Raw genomic sequence first — 4,957 nt, 5'->3', positions numbered from 1 at the left:
TACCTATCACATGTCGTATCAGACCTTTGAACCGACCCAGGTGGAAAGTATGACGTTCACCGGCCCGTCGGCCGATACGCTGATGTATTTCCTCACACCGGGTGGTGCCCCGCTGGATTTTGATGTGGGGTTGGTGCCGGGCGTAGTTATTGGTTCATTTCTGGCGGCACTCTTCTCCCGCACCTTACAGTTACAGGGTTTTAAAGATGGTAGCAGTATGGTGCGCTACATTTTTGGCGCTGTGTTCATGGGAATGGGGGGCATGTTGGCGGGCGGGTGTGCTGTTGGCGCAGGCCTGACAGGCGGATCTGCATTTTCTATCACGGCCTGGGTCGCATTGGCCGCAATGTGGGCGGGAGCTGGTTTGACGGATACTCTGATCGACAGAGAATTCAGTGGTCAGACGTTGTTTCAGAAGTGGTCCGAAAAACGACGCCTAACGCGTGCCCAAGCAGAGGTTGGAGCCGCGCCTATACCGGAAACTGCTTCCTGATCTGTTGGGCCCGAGAAAAAGGCTGCCGATTAGGCAGCCTTTTTTGATGAGGTGAAACGGCTGGTCGGCCCGTTACTGAATACCTATTGTCTCAAGGGCGTTGGTTAACGGGGAAAACTCCCAAAAATCGGTCTCTTTGAGTTGTTCCAAATTTCCATTCAACGTACCGGATGCTGTGAAAAACTTCAGGTCTGCAGCGGAGGCTGTTGGATAACCGCCGTTGTTGGGAATAGCGTTCACCGAGACAAGCTCTTCATACATCTGAATCAGCGCGCTTTCTTTATTGTCGGTGGATTGATGCAAGATGTTGTATTTATCCCTCAGCTCTACCACTGAGTGCGGGTCTCGATTGATTATGCGTGAGACCTGGATTAGTTCTTCGACCAATATAGATATCTTTGCGTGCTGGGTGTGCAGGAAGTCCAGATGTCCGTATAGTGCTTCGTCGCTGGCGCTGATGGTGGGTGTCGGCAGCGTTTTGAATTTGCCTGATGAGTGATTGAGTAGCTGGTTTCGGCGCTCGGTATCAACGATGGTGGCGTGAATACGCCCCTTGATCATTGCTTTGGCACGTACGCCTGATCCGGGTACATAGTGCATGGCACTGTACTGTATATCGTGTTTCCGGGCCATTAGCATCATGATGGCTTCAGTACCGGAACCTTCGCCGTGGGTATACATCGGTACGCCGTCCAGATCTTTCCAGTCATTGTAGTGTTGCGTATCTACCACCGGAAAAAAACGTAGGCTGTTGAGCTGATAAAATAGCCTAAGAGGTGCGCGGGTATTGTGGATCAATGCGTATGGTGTACCAATCCCTACATCGGCTAACCCGTTGATAATTGCCTGAGTCGCGAGATCTTCAGATTGCAGATAGCTGATCGAAATATTAACGTCGCGCTCTGCTGCGCGGGCTGCAGCTGCTTCCACGATTAACGTATCGAAGCCGGGGATATCTCCGATAGCGATACGAATATCGGGGGTGGGTTCCGTCGCCTCCTTTGCATGTAAGGGCTGATTGATGAATGAAGTGAGCAGGCTGAGACAACAAAAAATTCTAATTAAAAACATAGAGTTTACACAGACAGGTGAGTGGATAGCGTGTCGGGACTGACCATTCAGGGTGCGGTCTATGGCGGTCATGAACGCTCGTGAATAACTAACAGACTATTGTATCTCGATCTTATCAGTGGCATAAGTTTGAGTACAATAGCGCAGCTCAAGGACGTCTATGACGTTTTCTCTCCGGATAAAACTTATTGTTCCGTTACTGTTTATCGGTGCTCTCTTTGCTGTTTTAGGTGCATGGGTTTTGAACTGGGTAGCGGAAGATCATATGCGTTGGCAGTCAGTTGAAAGGAGTCGACTGTTGGCCGTTGCGATCAACGAAACGGTTGAAGTTATGAGCGAGCTGCAGGAAATACGCTTCGCTGTAGAGGATATCGTTGCCAGCGAAGAGGGTATCTCGGGTATTTCAGTGGTGACACGGGACCCGTTTGTTATTTGGGCTTCCAGCATTCATCCCGGTATTGATGATGATCACGCTTCACAGCAGATGCTCAAAGTGTTGATGGAATCGATCAAACAGGGGACTTTTGGTCACTACCTCCTCCCTGGAGGCGATATCGTCACGTTTTATCCTTTGTTGTCTGCCGGATACAACTCGCAAAACTACCGTGATCGTTTTCATAGCCGGGTTGATCCTCAGGTCACTGATCAGGCCTGGGGACATGCGATGGCGCAAGTGAAACTATCGCCAGATGAATATCGTGGTGTGGTGTATCTGCGATTGGATTCCAGTGCTATTCGGGCCGGTGCCGCCGATATCTTTGTGCGTTCCGGCATGATTTTGATTCTTGCAGTGTTTTGTATCTGCGTATTGGGTTACGCAGTGTTTCATCGCTCAGTCCTCAGGCCTATTGGCCATATTTCCGATACCATTCAACGACAAAAAGCGGGTGAAACCGCTACGCGGCTGGCATTGAATTCCGACGACGAAATTGGTGTACTGGGAGCATCATTTAACAACATGCTGGATGCGATCAGTGAGCGTGACCAGCGGTTACGGACTGTCGTTGATAATTTGCCAGTCGCGCTGAGTCTTAAAACAAAAGACGGTGACTATCAGCTGGTGAATGATAAGTTTTCGCTCTGGTTTAGTGATCTGCTTGATGTGACCCGGAGCAACCCGTCAGAGGCGCAGCAGCTCCGCCTGAACTATGAAAAGCAGGTCAGGTTGCGTCAGACTGATATGACGTTTGAAGAAACGATCGCACAGGTCGATGGCGGCTATCGTCATTTCACCACGACTATATTCCCTTTGCTGGACGGTGGTGGAAAATTTACTGCTCTAGGCAGCGCTAGTACCGATATATCTGAGCGTAAAGCGGCCGAGCAGGAGGTCCGGATGCTGGCCTACTTTGACAGTCTTACTGGTTTGCCCAACCGAAGTTTATTTGGAGACCGTCTGCAGCAAGCGTTAAAAAATGCCGAACGTAACGGGACGTATGTTGGCTTGCTGTTTATAGATCTGGATGGGTTCAAATCGGTGAATGATACGTTAGGTCACCAGATTGGTGATCTGCTGCTGGAAGAGGTTAGTTTACGATTGGGGCAGGCCGTACGTTCTCAGGATACGGTCGCGCGCATGGGTGGTGATGAGTTCACTGTGATAGTGGTGGATCTGCAAGCGGACCGGGCAAATGAAGATCTGGCGCTTATTGCGAATAAGATTCGCAGTTCGGTGGCGAGTCCGATGATTCTTGGTGAGCACCAGACGTTTGTGACCAGCAGTGTCGGCATCTCAATCTATCCAGAGAACACGGTCAAAGCTGAAGAGTTGATCATCCAGGCAGATATCGCCATGTATCATGTGAAAAATGGCGGGCGTGATGAGTTTCAATTTTTCCAGCCTGATATGAATACCGAGATGCATGAGCGCCGCAGAATTGAAGATCAATTGCGTATGGCGATGGAAAATCACGAACTCTCTATCGCTTATCAGCCGAAGGTGGATACTCTCACAGGTGAACTGATCGGCGCCGAGGCTTTGTTGCGCTGGAATAATCCTCTGTTGGGTACTGTTCCGCCGCTGAAATTTATTCCGATCGCCGAAGATTGTGGCTTGATTATTCCTATCGGTGAATGGGTGATCGAAACCGTCGTTGATACGCTGAAACTCTGGCGTGAACAAGGACTGGAGATGCCGCGTATTGCGATTAACCTATCACCACGTCAGTTACGTGATCAGGCCTTTAGTCAGCGCGTACAGTCAATTCTTAACGCTACGGGACTCAGCCCTGATTGCCTTGAATTTGAAATTACTGAGGGCGTGTTTTTACAGGAAGTAGAACACTCCCAGTCCTCACTTTACCGCTTAAGAGAGAGTGGAGTCGGACTCGCGATTGATGACTTTGGAACAGGTTTTTCGTCACTGAGTTATCTGAAAAAACTGCCGGTTAGCAGCGTTAAGATTGATAAAACCTTTGTTGATGGTTTGTCGGTAGATCCTGTGGATGAAGATATTGTGTCAGCGATTATTGCCATGGCGCATAGCATGCATTTGACGGTTGTTGCTGAAGGAGTAGAAACTCAGGAGCAGTATGATTTCCTGCGTGAGGTGCATTGTGATGCGGTTCAGGGGTGGTTAACCGGTGTTCCGATGCCGCAGACTAACCTGAGTGAATGGCTGCGACATCGGGAACGTCATAGCGAAGAGAGGGTGGAGTAATATGGGTTTGTCGGGTGGTTTTCTTAATCCACTCAAAAGCCAAATTTATTCTGTTCTGCTTCCTCTTTAAGCCGGCGCTGGCGTTCCTCTTCCGTGCGCTGCTCAATATAAGCCGCAATCGTTGTCATACGATTACGCAGTTCAAACAGCTGGCGATCCAATAGGTGGTTTTTATTCAGCTCACTCAGGCGAATAAAACACTTCTTATACGTGCTGAATGAGCGTTTACCATCGTTGACCTCTTCGGTCACCATCGCTTCCAGCAGTTCAAGATCGATTTCTGTGCGTTCAAAGCAGTTCTTTGCTTGTTGAATCATTGGCTGACTCACCGAGCTGGATATTTCACCTTTAGCCTCGATCTCTTTCAGGAACTTGACGAACTCTTTGATGATTGCACGCGCGCGTTGTGCGCTGTTAGGAGAATCAAACAGTGTGAGTGAGCCTTCTGGGTGTGGAGGGGTTTCCAGTGAACTGGTGCCTCGCTCATTGGCTTCACTGAGCACTTTCTCCATCGTGTCAGACTGTTCCAGTTCCAGCGCAGCCTGACACCGTTGCGAAAGGTATACGGTCAGAAACTTGATGATATCCGGACTTTGCAATAACGGAGGGTAATTAGACAGCAGGTGGTGTGCACGACGGATTACGCCTTGTAGGTGCATCAATCTTAGCTGACGGGCTTTCTTTCGGTTTTCATACATCTGAATGATATAGGCGGTTACCGACATAATGCCGAT

The 4,957-nt window shown here is 49.4% G+C and carries 4 protein-coding genes; 2 read left to right on the top strand and 2 right to left on the bottom strand.

What is annotated here, in order from left to right:
• On the top strand, window positions 1-493 hold a 493-nt coding region (locus ABYW01_RS14000), incomplete at its 5' end, for a YeeE/YedE thiosulfate transporter family protein (protein ID WP_372833726.1).
• Window positions 494-565: 72 nt separating this feature from the next.
• Here ABYW01_RS14000 and ABYW01_RS13995 read toward each other — a convergent pair.
• Window positions 566-1,564, bottom strand: a complete 999-nt coding sequence (locus ABYW01_RS13995; RefSeq protein ID WP_372833724.1) for a hypothetical protein — start codon at window positions 1,562-1,564, stop codon at window positions 566-568.
• Between the two features lie 160 nt (window positions 1,565-1,724).
• Here ABYW01_RS13995 and ABYW01_RS13990 point away from each other — a divergent pair, with 160 nt between their 5' ends.
• The gene (locus ABYW01_RS13990) at window positions 1,725-4,223 is read left to right on the top strand and encodes a putative bifunctional diguanylate cyclase/phosphodiesterase (RefSeq protein WP_372833722.1); all 2,499 of its coding nucleotides are present in this window, start codon (window positions 1,725-1,727) and stop codon (window positions 4,221-4,223) included.
• A 32-nt stretch (window positions 4,224-4,255) separates the two neighbouring features.
• On the opposite strand, the gene ABYW01_RS13985 is transcribed toward ABYW01_RS13990, so the two are convergent.
• On the bottom strand, window positions 4,256-4,957 hold a 702-nt coding region (locus ABYW01_RS13985), incomplete at its 5' end, for a hypothetical protein (RefSeq protein WP_372833720.1).

Origin of the sequence: Pontibacterium sp. (assembly GCF_041587635.1) — a bacterium.
Classification (GTDB): Bacteria; Pseudomonadota; Gammaproteobacteria; order Pseudomonadales; family Balneatricaceae; genus Pontibacterium.
The sequence above is the reverse complement of the archived record's forward strand: the minus strand, read 5'-3'. Positions and strand labels throughout refer to the sequence as shown.